Source organism: Halomonas sp. MES3-P3E (genome assembly GCF_002836035.1).
Lineage (GTDB): Bacteria > Pseudomonadota > Gammaproteobacteria > Pseudomonadales > Halomonadaceae > Vreelandella > Vreelandella arctica.
On the sequence record NZ_PJBT01000187.1, the window covers coordinates 48,030 to 65,954 of the forward strand.

13 protein-coding genes are annotated in these 17,925 nt (G+C 56.9%); 8 read left to right on the forward strand and 5 right to left on the reverse strand.

Annotated elements, in window-relative coordinates; all coding sequences use genetic code 11:
* Positions 1-14 precede the first annotated feature (14 nt).
* On the reverse strand, positions 15-899 hold the full coding sequence (locus CXF87_RS16930) for an alpha/beta fold hydrolase (protein ID WP_101147470.1): 885 nt from the start codon (positions 897-899) through the stop codon (positions 15-17).
* A 126-nt stretch (positions 900-1,025) separates the two neighbouring features.
* Here CXF87_RS16930 and CXF87_RS16935 point away from each other — a divergent pair, with 126 nt between their 5' ends.
* On the forward strand, positions 1,026-2,036 hold the full coding sequence (locus CXF87_RS16935) for a zinc-binding alcohol dehydrogenase family protein (protein WP_101147471.1): 1,011 nt from the start codon (positions 1,026-1,028) through the stop codon (positions 2,034-2,036).
* Between the two features lie 29 nt (positions 2,037-2,065).
* Here the strand turns inward: CXF87_RS16935 and CXF87_RS16940 are convergent, their stop codons facing one another.
* On the reverse strand, positions 2,066-2,659 hold the full coding sequence (locus CXF87_RS16940; protein ID WP_101147472.1) for a TetR/AcrR family transcriptional regulator: 594 nt from the start codon (positions 2,657-2,659) through the stop codon (positions 2,066-2,068).
* 205 nt (positions 2,660-2,864) lie between these two features.
* Here CXF87_RS16940 and CXF87_RS16945 point away from each other — a divergent pair, with 205 nt between their 5' ends.
* From CXF87_RS16945 to CXF87_RS16960, 4 genes are all read left to right on the forward strand, one after another.
* Positions 2,865-4,091 carry an efflux RND transporter periplasmic adaptor subunit gene (locus CXF87_RS16945; protein WP_101147473.1) on the forward strand — a complete coding sequence of 409 codons (1,227 nt, stop codon included), beginning with the start codon at positions 2,865-2,867 and terminating at the stop codon, positions 4,089-4,091.
* The gene (locus CXF87_RS16950) at positions 4,088-7,213 is read left to right on the forward strand and encodes an efflux RND transporter permease subunit (protein WP_101147474.1); all 3,126 of its coding nucleotides are present in this window, start codon (positions 4,088-4,090) and stop codon (positions 7,211-7,213) included. The genes CXF87_RS16945 and CXF87_RS16950 overlap by 4 nt, the downstream gene beginning before the upstream one ends.
* Positions 7,213-8,619: an ATP-binding protein gene (locus CXF87_RS16955; RefSeq protein ID WP_101147475.1), complete on the forward strand. Its 1,407-nt coding sequence runs from the start codon at positions 7,213-7,215 to the stop codon at positions 8,617-8,619. Before CXF87_RS16950 ends, CXF87_RS16955 begins: the two co-directional genes overlap by 1 nt.
* Positions 8,620-8,693: 74 nt before the next feature.
* The gene (locus CXF87_RS16960) at positions 8,694-9,389 is read left to right on the forward strand and encodes a response regulator (RefSeq protein WP_101147476.1); all 696 of its coding nucleotides are present in this window, start codon (positions 8,694-8,696) and stop codon (positions 9,387-9,389) included.
* On the opposite strand, the gene CXF87_RS16965 is transcribed toward CXF87_RS16960, so the two are convergent.
* The gene (locus CXF87_RS16965; protein ID WP_101147477.1) at positions 9,386-10,336 is read right to left on the reverse strand and encodes an alpha/beta hydrolase; all 951 of its coding nucleotides are present in this window, start codon (positions 10,334-10,336) and stop codon (positions 9,386-9,388) included. The genes CXF87_RS16960 and CXF87_RS16965 overlap by 4 nt on opposite strands.
* Positions 10,337-10,485: 149 nt before the next feature.
* On the opposite strand from CXF87_RS16965, the gene CXF87_RS16970 reads away from it, so the two are divergent.
* The 3 genes from CXF87_RS16970 (at position 10,486) to dauA (ending at position 15,085) form a co-directional block, all read left to right on the forward strand.
* Positions 10,486-10,923 carry a hypothetical protein gene (locus CXF87_RS16970; RefSeq protein ID WP_101147478.1) on the forward strand — a complete coding sequence of 146 codons (438 nt, stop codon included), beginning with the start codon at positions 10,486-10,488 and terminating at the stop codon, positions 10,921-10,923.
* Positions 10,924-11,136: 213 nt separating this feature from the next.
* On the forward strand, positions 11,137-13,185 hold the full coding sequence (gene betT, locus CXF87_RS16975; RefSeq protein WP_101147479.1) for a choline BCCT transporter BetT: 2,049 nt from the start codon (positions 11,137-11,139) through the stop codon (positions 13,183-13,185).
* 151 nt (positions 13,186-13,336) lie between these two features.
* A complete protein-coding gene (dauA, locus tag CXF87_RS16980) occupies positions 13,337-15,085 on the forward strand; it encodes a C4-dicarboxylic acid transporter DauA (protein WP_101147480.1) in 1,749 nt (582 codons plus the stop codon).
* 76 nt (positions 15,086-15,161) lie between these two features.
* Here dauA and adhP read toward each other — a convergent pair whose 3' ends face one another.
* Together adhP and exaC are read right to left on the reverse strand one after the other, a co-directional pair.
* Entirely contained in the window at positions 15,162-16,190 is a 1,029-nt protein-coding gene (gene adhP / locus CXF87_RS16985) for an alcohol dehydrogenase AdhP (protein WP_101147481.1), read from the reverse strand.
* Between the two features lie 138 nt (positions 16,191-16,328).
* Positions 16,329-17,849 carry an acetaldehyde dehydrogenase ExaC gene (exaC, locus tag CXF87_RS16990; protein WP_101147482.1) on the reverse strand — a complete coding sequence of 507 codons (1,521 nt, stop codon included), beginning with the start codon at positions 17,847-17,849 and terminating at the stop codon, positions 16,329-16,331.
* Positions 17,850-17,925: the final 76 nt, after the last annotated feature.

A 17,925-nucleotide genomic window follows, 5' to 3' on the forward strand; every position in this document is an offset into this window, starting at 1 on the left:
GCCTCCCGAATCGCCTATCCAGCGTCGAGAAGAAACGGCAACGCTTCATCCAGCAGTATTTCGGGAATCTCTTCAGCTATATAGTGGCCGCAAGGGAGTGTTTTGCCTTTTACATCGGTGGCGACTTTTTGCCATTCACTGAGTGCATCGAAGCAAGCTTCAATGGCGCCTTCAGCGCCCCACATCACATTTATCGGACAGGTGAGCTTAATGCCCGCGTCGATATCGGCCTGATCATGCTCCAAATCGATGGAGGCACTGGCGCGGTAGTCGCCACAAATACTGGTGGCGGTGCCAGGAAGAGACAAGCAGCGCTCATACTCCGCCAGCGCTTCCGGGGCAAAAGGCGCCATGCCCGCGCTGCGTGCGCCCATCACGCTTTTCAGATACTGGGCGGGGTCGCTCTGGATTAGCATTTCCGGCAGCGGCTGAGGGCGAATCAGGAAGAACCAATGCCAGTAGCTGCGCGCAAAGGCCTCATTAGTGCCGCGATACATGGAAAGCGTTGGCGCGATATCGAGAAGCACCATACGCTCAACTCGCTCAGCGTGGTCCACGCCTAAACGGTGGGCGACTCGAGCCCCACGATCATGGGCCAGCACTTTAAAACGTTCAAAGCCCAGCGCGCTCATTAGCTCTGCCATATCGGCAGCCATGGCGCGCTTGGCGTAATTTAGGTGCTCAGGATCGTCGTCGGGTTTACTGCTGTCGCCGTAACCGCGCAGGTCGGCTGCGATAACAGTGAAATGCTGGGCAAGCTTTTCTGCCACTTTGTGCCAAATCACGTGGGTCTGTGGGTGGCCGTGGAGCAGAAGAAGTGCCGGGCCGCTGCCGCCCATTCGAAACGTAATGTCGACACCGTTAACGTGACGTGTCTGTTTTTCAAACCCTTCAAACATGGTGAGCTCCTGACTTATGTCATGACGAATCAATTCAGCCTGCGCTGATATTACGCAGCAGAGTTCTTTTTAATAAAACAACATCCGGGCATGATAGTGCCACTTATCGTTAACGAGAGAACTACTATGAAAGCGTTCGCCTTTACTCAAAGCCTGCCCATCGACCATCCTGATGCGCTGCAAGCCATTGAGCTCCCCTTACCCACGCCTGACGCCCACGACATTCGCGTTGCAGTCAGCGCGATTTCCGTAAACCCTGTTGATGCCAAAGTGCGCAATAGTGCCCTACCGCAAACCGGCGAGCCGCGCGTACTTGGATATGATGCGGTGGGCATTGTGGACGCCGTTGGTAGCGCCGTTACCCGTTTTCAGCCGGGTGACCGGGTGTGGTACGCGGGCAATATTGCCCGCCAGGGCTCTAACGCTGAGTTTCAACTGGTCGATGAGCGCATCGCCAGCCTAGCGCCGAAAAGCCTTTCTGACACTGAAGCCGCTGCGCTTCCACTAACCGCCATTACCGCTTGGGAACTGCTGTTTGACCGGCTAGAGCTGGGCATGCGTGATACCCAAGGCAAAAGCCTATTGGTGATTGGCGCCGCGGGAGGCGTTGGCTCGATCCTGGTGCAACTTGCTAAACAACTCACCGATATTACCGTGATTGGTACGGCGTCTCGGCCCGAAAGCCAAGCCTGGGTGAAGTCGCTCGGCGCTGATGCCGTGATTAATCATCACCAGCCGCTTGATCAAGAGCTTAAAGCAGCGGGCTTTGACGGCGTGGATATGGTAATTAGCCTTAACCAGACCGATCATCACTTTGAGGCCATTATTGAAGCCCTCAAGCCCCAGGGAAAACTGGCGCTTATTGATGACCCTGAGCTAATCGATGTACGTAAGCTCAAAATGAAAAGCCTGTCGCTGCATTGGGAACTGATGTTTACCCGCCCGCTGTTCGCCACGGACGATCTCGCCAAGCAGCATGACCTGCTCAGCGAAGTAGCGGCAATGGTCGATGACGGACGATTAAAAACGACTTTAGGCGAGGTGTTGGGCCCGATTAACGCCGAAAACTTAAAGCACGCTCACGCCCTGATTGAGAGCAACCGCACGATTGGCAAGCTGGTCTTGGAAGGCTTTTAATACGCGTTCAACGTCACGCCCATCGCTGGCTATGGTGATGGGCGTACCAGTACTTGCTGGAACAGGATCGTTTCAAACTGCTCCATCGGCTCGACGGATTTAAGCGTTTTGGCACGCAGAATGGCCCCTTCCCAACCGGTGAGAATAAAGCTGGCGAGCGCCTCGGGTGCGGTGTGGCTGGCAATATCACCCCGCGCCTGAGCATCCTGCAGGCAGCGCACGAAGCGCTGTTCCCAGCGCTGAAACACAAGATTTAGCGCATCGCGGAAGGTGTCGCTCTGGCCCGAAAGCTCTTGGCCAAGGTTGCCAATCAAGCAGCCCGTGGCATGATCGCACTCGTGCATATGGTCACGGCCTGACGCGAAGTACCGTTTCAGGCGCTCAAGTGGCGGCGTCTCACTATCTTCCAGTAGTGCCACCAGCGTTTCGTCATAAGCAGCCGCAAAGCGCTCAATCACCGCCAGCCCGAAATCCTCTTTGCTGGAGAAGTAGTGATAGAAGGAACCTTTGGGTACACCGCAGGCCTTTAAAACGGCATTAATACCCGTCGCGTTGTAGCCTTGCTGACTAATCAGCTGGGCGCCACTATCAATTAATTTGTCGCGGGTTACATTGTTTTTCATATACTTAAAGTAGACCAGTCAGTCTATTACTATCAAATGAGTGAAAGCCAAGTAAGTAAAAGCCAAAGGATTGAGTGCCAAGTAAATGTTAATTACATGTTATTTGCACATTGTTTGACTAATCGCTGCTTAACAATGCGTGATGCTAGCATCATACGCTTATTTTTCTGGAATTTTCGCCCTAGCCAACGGATGACGCGCGGTAATGACACCAAAACGCTCCCTCTCTTCCCCACAATCGTCTTACCAACGAGGCCGCATTCGTATAGGCGCTGTGGTGGCATTATTGATTCTTGTGGGCACCCTGTCGATCGCCTGGTGGATTATTACCCAACCGCCCCGTATTGAGCGAACCCCTCCGCCGGAGCCTCTACCTACTATGGTAGATGTCGTCACGGTAAACGCGAGTGTTCAGGCACCTAATCTTTACGGCTTTGGGCGCGTTGAAGCAGAGCAGGAGGCGATGTTAGCCAGCCGTGTGGCGGGGCAATTGGAGCGTTTTGCCGATGGCGTGGTGCCTGGCCAAGTCGTTGAACAGAATGCCGCCGTGGCGTTTATTGATCAAGCCGACCTAGCATTAAGCCTGGAAGATGCCGAAGCGCAGTTGGCCAATGCGCAAGCGTTACTTGCTTTAGAACAAGCAGAGCAGCAGCGCGCCCGCAGTGAATACGAATCCTTTGGGCGTCAGCTTTCTGCTGAGCGACGTTCGCTGGTACTGCGTGAACCACAGCTGCGCCAAGCACAAGCCGAACTCACCCAGGCACGCGTGGCGCGCGATCAGGCAGCACTGAATGTTGAACGCGCAACCCTCACCGCTCCCTGGCGGGCCATGGTGCAGGAGCGCTTGGTCGGTGCCGGTAGCCTGCTCAGCCAAGGGACCGAGGTATTGCATCTGGTGGGCGTCGAGCAGTTTTGGGTGCGTGCCTCACTACCCGGTGAGTGGATGCAGTGGCTGGAAGCGGGCAGCAGCGTGACGTTAACCAGCCGCGGCTGGCCCGAAGGCGCCACACGTGAAGGCACGCTGGTGTCGATGTTGCCCAGCCTGGAAGAGAATGGCCTGCAGGCACAGCTACTCATCGCAGTAAACGACCCTCTGGCGCTAGAGAGCGACGGCCCGGCTCTGCGTCTGGGCGACGTGCTACGTGCGTCCTTTCAACCCGCTATTCAAGAGCAGCTCATATCACTACCCTCTGCCGCGCTTCGCCCGGGTGACATAACGTGGCGAGTCGATGAGGAAAGTCGCCTGCGCCGAACGCCGGTCATGCTGGCTTATCGCGGGGAAGATGACGCCTTGATTCGTAGCGGTCTGGAAACCGGCCAGCAAGTCGTCACCGCGGGCTTGGCCCAACCTCGAGAAGGCCAGCTAGTGCGCATTCGTCGGCCCAACGACACCCCGGCCCAAGCGGGAGATGAACCGGGAGACGAATCATGAAGGTACCACGCGGCCCATTGGCATGGATGGTGGATCACGGGGTAGCCCCCAACTTATTGATGGTGCTGTTTATCGTCGGCGGCCTAATGGCGTCGCTAGCGATTAAAAAGGAAGTATTCCCTGAATTTGACATCGAAGTCGTGCAAGTCACGATTAGCTATCCTGGCGCGACGCCAGAAGACGTTGAACAGAGCCTGCTGCTACCGGTGGAAGCCGCGATTGCCGATGTAGAGGGCATCGACGAGCTGACCGCGACGGCCAGCGAAGGCAGCGCCAACGTCAGCGCCACGCTGATTGACGGCATTGATGTCATGCGCGCCTATCAGGATATTCAGCAGGCAGTGAACGCTATCACCACACTGCCCAGCGCCGCCGACCCACCGCGTTTCACCCTGGCGGGACGCTCTCGCAGTGTGCTCAGCCTGCAGGTTTATGGCCAGGTCGGCCTAGAGGCACTCCACGACGCGGCTGAAGATGTGCGCGGCGAGCTGCAAGCCACCTCGGGCATTTCCCGCGCTGAGCTTTCCGGCAACCGCGAGCGGGAGATTCAAGTCCACCTGGACGAAGAGGCCATCGAGCGCTTCGGTCTCGACCATCAGGAGCTGGCTAGCCGCATCGCCGAAGAGGCGCTCGACCTTGCCAGTGGTCAGCTAACGACAGCCGAAGGCGAGTGGCTAATTCGCTATCAAGGGCGGCGCAATAGCGCCGAAGCCTTTGCAGAGCTGCCGATACTCACTAGCACCCAGGGCGCTCCGATTGTACTCGGTGAGATCGCCAGGGTCAGTGACGGTTTTGCCGAGACCGATCGCGAGGAGTTCTATAACGGTCAGCCCGGTCTCTCCGTCGATGTGTACCAAATCGGCGATCAAACCCCAACCAGTATTTCAGAAGCGGTCAACGGTGAACTTGAACGCCTGCGTGCAGGCATGCCGGAAGGCGTTAGCCTGGCTATTTCCCGCGACAGCTCGGAAATTTACGAAGACCGCCTTAGCCTACTGTTAAAAAATGCCTGGATGGGCTTAGCGCTGGTGTTGGTACTCATGGCGCTGTTTCTAGAAGCACGGCTAGCCTTCTGGGTCACCCTGGGTATTCCGACGGCGTTTCTGGGCGCCATGCTGTTTCTGCCCTGGATCGGCGTCTCGCTCAACATGATGTCGATGTTCGCCTTTATTATCGCCCTGGGGATCGTGGTGGATGACGCCATTATCGTTGGCGAAAATATCTACAGCTATCGGGAAGAGGGTTACTCGCTGCGCGATGCAGCGGTGAAAGGCGCCAGCGAGATCGCCACGCCGCTCACGTTTGCCATTCTGTCCAATATCGTCGCCTTCCTGCCGCTGCTGTTTTTACCCGGCTTTTTAGGACTGATTTTTGCCACGGTGCCGGTGGTGGTGGTGACCGTCTTTCTGATCTCCTGGCTGGAAGCGCTCGTCATACTGCCCGCCCACTTAGCGCATAGCCGCAAACCGCGCCAAACGCCGGCGTGGCAGCGTCCGCTTGAATCACTTCGCCAGCGCCTGCAGGGCGGCTTGCACCACTTCACCTATCGTCAATTCGAGCCGTTTCTGCAGCGCGCGTTGAACCAACGACTGCTGAGTATTTCGCTGGGCATCGCCATTCTGCTGATCGCCCTCTCCTGGGCAATGAGCGGGCGTTTGGGTTTTTCCCTGATGCCACGGGTCGAATCGGATCAGGTGCAGGCAACGGTAACGCTGCCCATTGGCAGCAATATCAGCGTTAGCCGTGAGCTTAGCCAGCAACTGCTCGACGCCGCCGATGTCCTCAGCGAGCGCGAAGAAACCCTCAGCTTTAGTAGCTCACGCAGCCGCCTGGACGGCGAAAGCCTGGAAGTGCGTTTGGATATTGCCAGCGAGAGTTTAGAGGCTTGGCCACCGTCGCGCATCGCCCGGGAGTGGCGCGACCTAACCGGCGATTTACTCGGCGCTCAGTCAGTGCGTTTTGAGGCTGATGTCGGCGGCCCCGGCAGCGGCGCGGCGCTCAGCCTTCGCCTTTCCCACCCGGACACGCAGGTACTGGAAGCCGCCGCCGAACGCTTGGCGGAAACATTGGGCGGCTATGGACTCACCGATATCGACAGCGGCCTGGGCGACGGTAAACCGCAGTTAGAGATGCGCCTTTCTGCCGAAGGCCGAGCGTTGGGGCTTACAGGCAGCAATTTAGCCGAAGCACTACGCGGACCTCTTCAGGGCGCCACGGCACTTGAACAGTACGTCGGGCGCAGCGAAATCAGCGTTGAGGTTCGTCTGCCCAACGACAACCGCGACAGCCTGAATGAGCTCTACCGCATGCCGGTGCGCACGCCTGACGGCCTCAGCGTGCCACTTTCACGGGTAGCCGACATCACCATCAGTCAGGCCTCTAGCAGTCTTGAGCGCATTAACGGGCGACGGATTATTACCGTGACCGCCGACTCGGAAAGCGATCTGGCCATTAACCAGGTGCTGGCAACGTTGCAGGAAGAGGTGTTCCCCAACCTTGAAGCAACCTGGCCAGGGCTTGAGGTCAGCATGGGCGGTCGTCAGCAGGACACCGCCGACAACTTGGCCACGCTCAGGACCTCCATGTGGTTAATGATTGCCGCCCTTTACGCCCTGCTCGCCATTCCGTTCCGCAGCTATTTACAGCCGCTGCTGGTGCTGGCCGCGATCCCCTTTGGCATTGTCGGTGCAGTGGCTGGCCATATGGTTATGGGTTTCGGGCTTTCGATTATCAGCTTGCTGGGCATGCTCGCGCTCTCTGGCGTGGTGATTAACGATGCGCTGGTGCTGATTGACTACGCCAACCGTAAACGCCGCGAAGGCATGGATGCCCGGGGCGCCATCGTGGCAGCGGCTACCCGCCGTTTACGGCCAATTATGATGACCACATTGACGACCTTCTTGGGCTTGGCACCCATGATCTTGGAAACCTCGCGGCAGGCACGCTTTATGATTCCGATGGCGATTTCGCTAGGTTTTGGCATGCTGTTCGCTACGGCTATTCTGTTAATTCTGGTGCCCTGCCTCTACCTGGGCATGGAGAATGTTCGCGAACGGCTTAGTGCCCCGCGTCAGCCTAAAACTCTTCCCTCTACCCCTAGCCACGAGGAGGGCACTCATTAATGACCATGCTCACCGCGATACGCCAATGGCGGCCCTCTCGGCTGGGCCTGAAGCTGTTTGTGATTATCCTAAGCGTCAATGTGGCCATCTCAGCCAGTATGTTTCTGGCCGTGTCCTACAGTATTGACCGCGGCTTTCTCGACTATCTCAACCAAGCTCAGGAGCGCCGCGCCACGCTGCTGGCCGATGGTCTCGTCACACGCTGGGAAACCCAGCAGAGCTGGGAGTGGCTGGAGCAGTCGCCGGAACGCTGGCCGTTTATTGTTCGTTTTGAACTGGGCCAGGAGCATCGCGACCGACCCTCACCGCTAGGTGAAGCGCGTGACTTTAGCCTGCGCGCGGAAGATGGACGCTTTATCGTGCCGCCGAACAGCGGGCGCGAAAACTCGGGCAACTGGCATTGGCTAACCCTGCAAAGCGGTGAAACCACTATCGGGTCGCTGGGATTCCGGCCGCCGCGGGAAATGATGGAGCGCATGGAGAGCCGCTTCCTGGAGCGCCAGCAGCGTAATCTGGTACTTATCGTCATATCACTCTGCGTTGCTTCATTGCTACTGGCGGGCGGGCTTTCCTGGTGGCTGGGGCGTCGTACCCGGGCATTGGCCGGCGCCACATTGCGCCTTACCGAAGGCGACTACCACACCCGGCTACCGGAACGCGGCCGCGACGAACTCTCTCGCCTAGCGCGGGATTTCAATGTGCTTGCCGCCACGCTGGAAGCCAGCCGTGATGCCCGCGCCCGCTGGGTATCAGATACGGCCCATGAGCTGCGCACGCCGCTGGCGGTACTGCGCGGAGAGATCGAAGCCATGCAGGATGGCATTCGACCCCTGAGTCAGGAAAATCTTAGCTCTCTCGCCCAGGAGGTGGGTCAGCTAGAGCGCTTAGTGGCGGATTTACGTCTGCTTTCCCAAAGCGACGCGGGCGCGCTGGATATACAACTGGCGCCGATGGATCTAAGCGACTGCCTGGCTAGCCGACTGGCTGACGCTGATCGCTGGTTAGTGGACAGCGGTTTAACGCTGACGGAAAAGATCGAGCCTGGCATTATGATTCGTGGCGATGCTCAGCGCCTGCGCCAACTTTGGAACAACCTGCTGGACAACAGCTGCGCCTACACCCAGCCGCCGGGAGAGCTGCGTGTTACGCTCACGACTCAGAAAGGGGAGGCAGTAGTCACTTGGGAAGATAGTACGCCGGGGGTACCGGAAGGCGAGCTGGCCCGTTTGACCGAGCGCCTCTACCGAGTGGAAGGATCACGCAGCCGCGCTAGTGGCGGCAGCGGTCTAGGGCTCTCTATTGCGAGTGCCTTGGTCAATGCCCATGGTGCAACGCTGACGCCCTCTCCCTCCACGCTAGGTGGGCTGCGCTGGACGCTGCGCTTTCCTTTGTTGGCCGCTAATTAATGTTTTTCAGAATTCGTGTTTAAAAACTGTTTTAAGCCATGCTTTCCCGTTCACTGCTAAGCGAGTCTACCGCTATGTCTCATGCTGCCTCTTTGCTCGTTGTTGAGGATGAACCGAAAATTGCCCGCCTGATGGCGGACTACTTAACCACTCATGGCTTTGAGGTGACCACCCTGGGTCACGGTGATGAAGTGATGCCGTGGCTTGAGCAGCACTCCCCAGCCCTGGTGCTGCTCGATATCATGCTGCCGGGTAAAGATGGCCTCATCTTAAGCCGGGAAATTCGCCAGCAGTGGCCTTCCATAGCGATCATCATGGTCACCGCCAAGGTAGAAGAGGTCGACCGCCTGCTGGGACTGGAGCTAGGCGCCGATGACTATATCTGCAAGCCTTTTAGCCCTCGTGAAGTCGTCGCTCGAGTCAAAGCCGTACTGCGCCGCAGCCAAGCGGCAGCCGAGGCGCCGAGTGAAGTGCAAAACGCCCCGGTAGTGTTAAACGAAGACGGCTGGCAAGCCCTTGCCCACGGGCAGGACCTGGGCCTGACCGCGGTGGAGTTTCAGTTATTGCGCGTCATGATGCAGGCGCCGGGGCGCATCTTCAGCCGCGAACAGTTGATGGATCACATGTACCGCGATAACCGCATCGTTTCTGAGCGCACCGTGGACAGCCACATCAAAAAACTGCGCAAGAAGATCCACGAAGCGCTCCCTGAACTGGAAATCATCCGCTCGGTATATGGTGTCGGCTATAAGTATCAGCCGGAAGGTTAGGGGTTTACCTGCCGATTAAGAAACGCGATGCCTGCATCAATAGCGCCGCCACGCAGTAGGAAGCTGGTGATGTGGCCGCGCCAGCGCTGGAGGTACAGCTCGCTTTCGATATTGTTAGCCTGCAGGGCTTGATAGAAGTCCGTAGCGTGATCCACCGGCACGAGTTTGTCCCATTTGCCGTGAAACAGAAAAAAAGGCGGTGCCTGTGGGGTAATTTGCCAGGCAGGCGACGCTAGCCGGTACGTCTCGGTCTCTTCTGCGCGGGTGCCGCCAATAAAATCAACCACCAGCGGCCCATCCTTAAACTTGAGCAAATCACTGGGAAGACCACCCGCCAGCACCGCGGCCAGACGGCTCTGCTCACCGCCGTAAGGCTCAGCCAACGGCCCTTCTACGCCCGCTAGCGCCAGCAAACTTACTAGGTGGGCACCGGATGAAAAGCCAACGCCCACAATGCGATCGGTATCCACCTGCCACTCATCGGCGTTAGCGTGAATCCAGCTCATGGCCTGCTGCAAATCGTGTAGCTGGTTGGGAAAGCGGTATTCCGGTGCAAAACGATACTCAATATTCACCGCCACATAACCTTGCCCGGCTAGCTGTTCGGCAATGCCCTGCATATCTTGCGGTGTGCGATTGCGCCAGCCGCCGCCATGCACCACTAGTGCCGCGGGTCGCCGCGTATCTGTTGATCCATTGGGCAGATAAACAGTCGCCTTTAACGCCTGTGGCCATGCCTCGGGTGTGTAAGTAACTGGGGCTAAGCGCTCAAAAGGCTGGGGGTCATGCAAAGGGTTACTCTCAACAGCAGACTCGCCCTGGCTAATATGTTGGGAAGCGCTACAGCCATTCAATAGCAAGGCAAGCGCCCCCAGGCCAGTAACACGGCGTAGGGTGGTAAACGCATAACGCGGCTGAAACACGCGAAAGTATTCGATTCGCGACATTAAGTTGCTCCTTGATGATTAGGTGACCCCTCACCTACCGACTACGACCTGCCACGAGCTAATAAGATCATGATTGTTGCACACTATCTGCAAACGGTTTGCACGTCTCCTAGCGATACTGGCATCGTCAACTCACCAGGAGAGAACTTATGAAACTTACAAATGCTAAGAAACTGTCAATTCGCCAACTGTTTGCCCCGGCCCTGCTGGCTATTGCTATTGCCCCGCTAGCGCTTACCGCTCAAGCGGATAGCCACGGTGACCATGAAGGTAAAGGCCCTGATCGGGAGCGTATGGAAGAACGCATGGAGGAGCGCCGCCAAGAGATATATCAGCGCGCCGAAATCTCTGAAGAGAAGCAGGCTGAGCTCAACGAAGCTCACGCTGAACATCGTGAAGCGATGCACGCGCTGCGGGACGAGCATAAAGAGCGCGTTGCGGAAATTCTCTCCGAAGAAGAGCAGGAAGCACTGCGCAGTGCCATGCACGAAGCTCATGAAGAGTATCGTGATAAGCACGGCAAGCGCGGCCACCACGGCGATAACGACGACAGCGCCGACAGCGCCGACAGCGCCGATAGTGAATAAGCGTTGATCGCTTTTTAAACGTTAGCGTTAACGCCCGGCTTGCCGGGCGTTTTTGCGTCTGCCTTTGCGTTTTTCTCACCGCTCACTCCGCGCTTATTCACCCCACAAAAGGGAGGTTAACTTGAAGGGGAAGGTTTAATCGCGTATTTTATTTGAACGTTCATTCAAAATAAAATATTACATCCACCCTTCAACGAAAAGGAGTCCACCTCGATGGCGAAAGACAATCCCGTCCTTCCCTCCCGCGACCGCCTCAACCCCGTGGTTTTCCACGGCAGTGTGGCGGGCATACTTATCTTTTTAGTGCTCACTATGCTGTTTACCGAGCAAGCTGGGGCCTTTTTCGATGCCGGGCTTGCCTGGGTGAGCAAAACCTTTGGCTGGTACTACATGCTCGCCATTGTGGCTTACCTGGTTTTCGTCATCGCCATTGGTATGTCGCGCTTTGGCAGTATTCGTCTGGGGCCTGATCACTCTCGGCCTGAGTTCTCGCTACTCTCCTGGTCGGCCATGCTGTTTGCCGCGGGTATCGGCATCGACCTGCTGTTCTTCAGCGTTGCCGAGCCGGTGGCTCACTATCTGACGCCGCCGGATTTAACCCCGGAAAGCCAGGAAGCGATGCGTAACGCCGTCGTTCAAACCTATCTGCACTGGGGGCTCTCCGGCTGGGGGCTGTACGTGTTGATGGGTATGGCGCTGGCTTACTTCAGCTACCGTCACCGTTTGCCACTGGCGATTCGCAGCGCGCTTTACCCGATCCTCGGTAAACGTATCCACGGCCCGATTGGTAACGCGGTGGACATAACCGCAGTGATCTCCACCGTATTCGGCATTGCTACCAGCCTTGGCATCGGGGTAATGCAGCTTAACTACGGCCTCACCTATATGTTCGGTGTGCCGGAAACCCTCACCGTGCAGGTGATTCTGATTGTGCTGGTGGTCGTGTTAGCAACGATTTCCGTGGTGACCGGGGTTGAGAAAGGCATTCGCCGCTTATCAGAGTTCAACATGCTACTGGCGTTGGCGCTGATGCTGTTTGTACTCTTTTCCGGCGACACGCTGGTGTTACTGGATAAAGTGGTCAACAACGCCGGTGATTATCTATCGGGCTTTGTAGGCGCTAGCTTCGACACTTATGCCTTTGCCGATGAGGGCGCACAAGAGTGGAAGATGTGGTGGACGATCTTCTTCTGGGGCTGGTGGATTGCCTGGACGCCTTTCGTGGGACTATTCCTGGCACGTATCTCCCGTGGCCGTACCATTCGTGAATTCGTCGCTGGTGCACTGTTTATTCCGCTGGCCTTTATGATGGTGTGGATGTCGGTATTTGGTAACAGCGGCATCGAGCTGGTGGCCAACCAAGGCGTTGCCGAGCTTGGTGAGCAGGCGCTCAATACGCCGCAAACCACGCTTTACACACTGCTTGAATACTACCCCTACGTGGGCCTTACCGCGGCGGTCGTGACCGTACTGGGTATCGTGTTCTTTATTACTTCAGCCGATTCCGGTGCGCTGGTACTGGCCAACTTCACTTCTATTTTGAGCGATGTGAACCACGATGCGCCGGTGAAACTGCGTATTTTCTGGTCGGCGACGATCGGTTTGATCACTATCGCCCTGCTGATGGCGGGTGGCTTGAATGCATTGCAAAGCGCCGTGGTCATTACCGCACTGCCGTTCTCGCTGGTTATTTTCGCGGTCATGGTGGGTATGTATAAAGCCCTGAAACTGGAAGGCAGCAAGGCCGATGCACGCCGCATGATTGCCGGTAGTGCCCCCGGTGGCGATTGGAAAGAGCGTTTGGACCGCGCTCTGGATACTTCTAATCGCGCCGGTGCGGCCGCTACGATCGAGCATGCGATTCGCCCGGCGATGACCCAGTTCGCTCAAGAGCTTGAGAGCCGGGGCCAAACCGCCAATGTGACGGAAGAGCGCGTTGAGGGCGAGGCGCTGCCGAACCTGACCCTCCAGGTCGACTTCGGCGAAGCCACCAGCTTTGTCTATCAGGTTTGCCCGCACCGCATGCGCACGCCCAGCTTCATCCCTGCCGATGACGACTTTTATGTACGCTTGGATGTGTACCTGGCGGAAGGTGGACAAGATAAAGACCTTAACGGTTATACCCGTGGTCAGGTGATTGGTGATTTGGTGGCTGAGTATGAGCGCCACTTACACTTCCTCACCTTGGCCGGTGAGCAGATGGGTCATGTTCAGGCAATGCCTGGCACCATCGGCGAACCGCCTGAAGACTCGCAGATATAAGTAAGCATCTGCGCTTAGCCTAAAAAAATCCCAGCCAAGCGGCTGGGATTTTTTGTGCGCGAACGACTCCGCGACTAACGACTTGTTGTGCAAATTTCACCGCAGGCGTAGCGTAATGGCTTGTTTTCCCTATTTTTAGGAGGCTGACTCTATGTCCCGTGTCCATCAATCTTCGGGATACGTTTTCCCGATGCCTGGCCGCGCGTTAGTAAACGCCTGGCGTGAAGGGTATACGCTGGCCAAATTCAAGCGGGATGTAATGGCGGGTCTGACGATTGGTGTGGTGGCGGTACCGCTCTCCATGGCGCTGGCCATCGCTACTGGCGTGCCACCTCAGCACGGGCTATACACTGCCATCGTGGCAGGCGCGGTGATCGCCTTGACCGGCGGTTCGCGGTTTAATATCTCTGGCCCTACCGCCGCCTTTGTGGTGATCCTATTCCCCATTGTGGCCAATCATGGTTTGGGCGGGCTGCTGATTGCTACCTTTATGGCAGGCGCCATTTTGGTCGCGCTGGGGCTGTCGCGGTTGGGAAGCCTGATTCAGTACGTCCCCTACCCGGTCATTCTTGGCTTCACAGCGGGCATTGGCGTCGTCATTGCGCTGCTGCAACTGCCCGATTTTCTCGGTTTGGCCGGGGTCGAGCTCGGCGATAGTACTCTGCGTAACCTCATGCTGATTGGTCGAGCACTGCCCACTCTGTCACTGGCTGAAATCAGCGTCGGGCTTGTGACCTTGGCAACGCTGTTAATCTGGCCCCGTCTGAATACGCCAGTTCCTGCCCCGCTGGTTGGCTTGGCGGTGGGTACCCTGGTTGCCGCCCTGCTGCTGGTGGGTGGTGTCGAGGTCGATACTATCGCCTCGCGCTTTAGCTGGGAGTATCAGGGCGAAAGCGGCAGTGGCATTCCTCCCTTCGCGCCTGGCTTTATCGCACCGTGGCATTTCCCTGGTGCCGACGGCTCACCGCTTGAAATCGACTTTGCGTTGATTCAAGCGCTGCTGGGCCCGGCACTGGCGATCGCTTTACTCGCTGCGATTGAATCGTTGCTGTGCGCCGTTGTCGCAGATGGCTTAACCCGCACCCGCCATGACCCCAATGCAGAACTGATTGGCCAAGGGCTCGGCAATCTGGTGGTACCCTTCTTTGGCGGTATTACCGCCACGGCCGCACTGGCACGCACCGCGACCAATATCAAAAGTGGCGCGTTTTCACCTGTCGCTGCGCTGGTGCACTCGTTAGTGGTGCTGCTGGCCGTCGTCGCACTGGCGGGCGTGTTGGGGTATGTACCGATGGCTGCGTTGGCCGCGCTTCTGTTTATTATTGCCTGGAACATGAGTGAAGCGCGGCATTTTATGCACACGCTAAAAAGCGCACCTGCCAGCGATGTATGGGTATTGGTAATCTGTTTCGCACTGACGGTTATTTTCGACATGGTGGTTGCCGTGGCCGTGGGTATTGGCCTAGCCGCCGCGCTGTTTATTCGCCGAATGGCACAGCTGACTCATACCCAACGCTTGGCGGCACCCAACACCAGCGAACACTTCCCGCCGGAAGTAGCCCTTTATAAGATAAGCGGACCGCTGTTTTTTGGCGCAGCAGAAAAGGCCATTGCCACACTCAGAGTGATTGACCACAGCGTAAAAATCGTCGTTCTGGATATGCGCGATGTACCCAGCCTGGATACCACCGCCATGGTGGCGCTGGATACGCTGCGACGCGAGCTGGGCGAGCATGGGGTGGGGGTAATATTTGTAGGGTTGTCACCGCGCATGGCGCTGAAACTCAAACGCGCGGGCATTAAGCGCGAAGCAGGTCAGTTAGCGGTTGTCAGTAACCTTGCCCACGCAGAGCGAATGGCGCGCCGTTGGTTGGGCCAACAGGGGAACGGCGGGGATTAAATCGTGCCTGAGCAGTGACACTGCCGAAATTAAAAAGGGGAGTTGCCTCCCCCTGAGATACGACACTAGAACGATGTCAGCTCGCCATATCCAACACGATACGACCCTCGATTTTGCCGTCGATCATGCGCTGGAAGACATCGTTGATATTGTCCAGCGTATCGGTTGCGACCGTGGCCTTAACCTTGCCTTCGGCAGCGAAATCCAGCGCTTCCTGCAGGTCGCTGCGCGTGCCAACGATAGAGCCACGTATGGTAATGCCATTGAGCACTGTGCTAAAAATTGGCAGCGGGAAGTCGCCGGGTGGTAGGCCATTGAGCACCAGTGTGCCGCCGCGGCGTAGCATATTCTGCGCTTGATCAAACGCCTTCGGCGACACCGCTGTCACCAAGGCACCGTGAGCGCCACCAATGGTTTTCTTCAGGTAGGCCGCTGGGTCGGTTTTCATGGCGTTAACAGTTACCGTGGCGCCTAAACGCTCAGCCAGGGCTAGCTTACCGTCATCGATATCGACAGCCGCCACGTTCAGCCCCATCGCTTTAGCGTACTGCACCGCCATATGGCCCAGGCCACCAATACCCGAAATCACCACCCACTGACCGGGGTGGGTATCGGTCATTTTCAAGCCTTTATAAACCGTTACACCGGCACACAGCACCGGGGCTATTTCGATAAAATCAACGGCATCCGGCAAGCGCCCTACATAGCCTGCATCCGCTAAGGTGTAGTCCGCGAACCCGCCGTTAACGCTGTAGCCGGTATTCTGCTGGGACTCGCACAGCGTCTCCCAACCGCCTAAACAGTGCTCGCAGTAACCACAGGCCGAGTAGAGCCAGGGTACACCAATACGATCACCCTCTTTGACATGGGTAACGCCTTCACCCACCGCCACGATATGCCCAACGCCTTCGTGCCCTGGAATAAACGGTGGCGAGGGTTTTACCGGCCAATCGCCGTGAGCAGCGTGTAAATCGGTATGGCAGACACCAGAGGCCGCCACTTTCATCAACACTTCGCCCTGCTTGGGGCGAGGTACATCAACTTCTTCTATGACCAACGGCTGGCCAAACTCACGAACGACCGCCGCGCGCATTGTGCTATCCATGATACAACTCCTAATAGTTTTCGATACGGCAGTTTAAGCACTGCTCTTATCAGTAGAGTCAGCGTCAGGGGACTGACAATTACCGCCCGGCTGATGCCGGACGGTGTGGGTTAGCTATACATAGAAAAACGTGGCGGGTTAGAAGAAGCCCAGCGGATTGATGTCGTAGCTGACCAGCAGGTTTTTGGTTTGCTGGTAGTGCTCAAGCGCCACCTTGTGGGTTTCGCGGCCGACGCCGGATTTCTTGTAGCCACCGAATGCCGCGTGGGCGGGATATTGATGGTAGCAGTTGGTCCACACTCGCCCGGCTTGAATGCCCCGGCCCATACGGAAAGCGACGTTGATATCGCGGCTCCACAGGCCAGCGCCCAGACCGAACTCGGTGTCGTTGGCAATCGCCAGCGCTTCTTCCTCATCCTTGAAGGTGGTCACCGCCACGACTGGGCCAAAGATCTCTTCCTGGAAAACACGCATCTTGTTGTTGCCCTTGAGCAACGTTGGCTGGATGTAATAGCCACTGTTAAGGCTGTCGTCCAGGGTTTCTTTATTGCCACCGGTGAGGAACTCGGCGCCTTCGTCGCGGGCAATGTCCATGTACGACATGATCTTGTCGAACTGCTCTTGGGATGCCTGAGCACCTACCTGCACATCGGTATCCAGCGGGTTGCCACGCTTGATGGTTTGGGTGCGCTCAATAACCTTGGCCATGAACTCGTCGTACATACTCTCTTGAATGAGCGCGCGAGAAGGACAGGTACACACTTCGCCCTGGTTAAAGAACGCCAGCACCAGGCCTTCTACCGCTTTATCAATAAACGTCGGCTCGGCGTTCATAATGTCGGCAAAGTAGATGTTGGGGGATTTGCCGCCTAGCTCCACGGTAGAGGGAATAATGTTTTCTGCCGCGCATTTCAAAATATGCGAACCGACAGGCGTGGAGCCGGTAAAAGCGATCTTGGCGATACGCTTGCTGCTAGCCAGTGCCTGACCCGCTTCGGCACCAAAGCCATTGACGATATTGAGAACGCCAGGCGGCAGCAAATCGCCAATCACTTCCATCACTTTCAGAATCGACGCGGGGGTTTGTTCTGCGGGCTTCAAGACCACACAGTTACCCGCTGCCAGCGCAGGCGCCAGTTTCCAGGCGGCCATCAGGATCGGGAAGTTCCAGGGGATGATCTGGCCCACCACGCCTAGCGGTTCGTGGAAGTGATAGGAAACCGTGTTGGCATCGATATCCGCTGCGGTGCCCTCCTGCGAGCGCAGGCAGCCTGCAAAATAGCGGAAGTGATCGACAGCCAATGGAAGATCGGCATTGATGGTTTCGCGTACCGCTTTGCCGTTATCCCAGGTTTCGGCGACGGCGAGCATTTCCAGGTTTTGCTCAATGCGGTCGGCGATTTTCAGCAGAATATTGCTACGCTCTTGAACGGAGGTTTTCCCCCAGGCAGGTGCCGCTTTGTGGGCCGCATCTAGTGCTTTATCGATATCTTCTGCCGTTGAGCGAGGGATTTCACAGAAGACGTGACCATTCACGGGACTAATATTATCGAAGTATTGGCCTTTCACCGGGGCAACGAATTCGCCGCCGATATAGTTGCCGTAACGTTTTTCAAATGACACCACAGAACCGGTGTCACCAGGGTTGGCGTAGATCATTGTCATGCTCCTGAGTATTATGATTATTAAAGGTGCTTTTTTAAGGTGCCTAAACAGTGTTGTTCACTAAAGCAAA

What these genes read in the sequence shown, in the direction of transcription:
- adhP (WP_101147481.1), bottom strand. Translation starts at nt 16,190, where the DNA reads ATGGATAGCACAATGCGCGCGGCGGTCGTTCGTGAGTTTGGCCAGCCG.
- CXF87_RS16945 (WP_101147473.1), top strand. Translation starts at nt 2,865, where the DNA reads ATGACACCAAAACGCTCCCTCTCTTCCCCACAATCGTCTTACCAACGA.
- betT (WP_101147479.1), top strand. Translation starts at nt 11,137, where the DNA reads ATGGCGAAAGACAATCCCGTCCTTCCCTCCCGCGACCGCCTCAACCCC.
- CXF87_RS16950 (WP_101147474.1), top strand. Translation starts at nt 4,088, where the DNA reads ATGAAGGTACCACGCGGCCCATTGGCATGGATGGTGGATCACGGGGTA.
- CXF87_RS16940 (WP_101147472.1), bottom strand. Translation starts at nt 2,659, where the DNA reads ATGAAAAACAATGTAACCCGCGACAAATTAATTGATAGTGGCGCCCAG.
- CXF87_RS16955 (WP_101147475.1), top strand. Translation starts at nt 7,213, where the DNA reads ATGACCATGCTCACCGCGATACGCCAATGGCGGCCCTCTCGGCTGGGC.
- dauA (WP_101147480.1), top strand. Translation starts at nt 13,337, where the DNA reads ATGTCCCGTGTCCATCAATCTTCGGGATACGTTTTCCCGATGCCTGGC.
- CXF87_RS16930 (WP_101147470.1), bottom strand. Translation starts at nt 899, where the DNA reads ATGTTTGAAGGGTTTGAAAAACAGACACGTCACGTTAACGGTGTCGAC.
- CXF87_RS16935 (WP_101147471.1), top strand. Translation starts at nt 1,026, where the DNA reads ATGAAAGCGTTCGCCTTTACTCAAAGCCTGCCCATCGACCATCCTGAT.
- exaC (WP_101147482.1), bottom strand. Translation starts at nt 17,849, where the DNA reads ATGATCTACGCCAACCCTGGTGACACCGGTTCTGTGGTGTCATTTGAA.
- CXF87_RS16960 (WP_101147476.1), top strand. Translation starts at nt 8,694, where the DNA reads ATGTCTCATGCTGCCTCTTTGCTCGTTGTTGAGGATGAACCGAAAATT.
- CXF87_RS16970 (WP_101147478.1), top strand. Translation starts at nt 10,486, where the DNA reads ATGAAACTTACAAATGCTAAGAAACTGTCAATTCGCCAACTGTTTGCC.
- CXF87_RS16965 (WP_101147477.1), bottom strand. Translation starts at nt 10,336, where the DNA reads ATGTCGCGAATCGAATACTTTCGCGTGTTTCAGCCGCGTTATGCGTTT.